The 1,009-nt window shown below is 67.5% G+C and carries 1 pseudogene (cut by a window edge); it reads right to left on the minus strand.

The features are described 5' to 3' along the window. Positions 1–1,009: pseudogene (locus ACFE99_RS16365) on the minus strand (alpha/beta hydrolase) (its annotated part continues 395 nt past the right edge of the window); the annotation flags it as partial.

Raw genomic sequence — 1,009 nt, forward strand, 5'->3', positions numbered from 1 at the left:
GCCTGGTACGGGGTGGCGGGGTCGTGGGTGGTGGAGACGACGACGACCTTGCCCGGCACAGCTGGTGCGGCCCGGTGCGGTGCCGAGGTCGCCGGCACCGGCCACAACGCGCACAAATCGCGGGGCGCAAAACCGGTGAACTGCCCGTAGCTCAAAAACGGCGCGGCTTGGCGGATCTGCCGGTCCGCGGCCACCCAGGAGGCCGAGTCGGTGGGCGTCGGCGCGTCCACGCAACGGACCGCGTTGAACGCGTCCTGGCCGTTGTCGTAATGGCCCTGGGCGTCGCGGCCGTCGTAGTCGTCGGCAAGACGCAACAGGTCCGCGGGATCGGTTCCCCGTTGCAGGCCTAACAGCCCGCTGGTCAGGTACTTCCAGTACTGGGGGGTGTAGAGCGCATTGATGGTGCCGATGGTCGCGTCGGCGTAACCGAGTCCTCGGGGGTCGGACGTCGTGGCGGGCTTGTCGGCCAGCGGGTCGACCAGCGCGTGATAGCGGTTGACCCACTGAGCGGGGTTGGTGCCCAGCGGGCAGTCGGTCGAGCGGGCACAGTCGGCGGCGTAGTCGTTGAACGCGACCTGGAAGCCGGCCATCTGGTCGATGTTCTGCTGGACGGGGCCGACGCTGGGATCGATGGCGCCGTCGAGGACCATTGAGCGCACGTGGTCGCCGAACCGCTCGAGGTAGGCGGTGCCCAACTGGGTGCCGTAGCTGAAGCCGAGGTAGTTGATTTGCTGGTCGCCGAGCGCCTGGCGAACCGCATCCATATCCCGCGCAACGGAGGCGGTGCCGATGTTTTTCAGGAACGTCGGGCCCATCCGGTCGACGCAACGCTGGGCCAGCTGCTGATAGACCTTCTCGATGTGCGTCACTCCGGTCGGGCTGTAGTCGACCATCGGCTCGCGCCGGTAGTCGTCGAACTCGGCGTCGCTGCGGCAGCGCACCTCCGGGGTCGAATGGCCAACACCCCGTGGGTCGAAACCGACAAGGTCGAAATGCTCGTTGATTGGAC

It is taken from the genome of uncultured Mycobacterium sp. (genome assembly GCF_964249325.1).
GTDB lineage: Bacteria > Actinomycetota > Actinomycetes > Mycobacteriales > Mycobacteriaceae > Mycobacterium.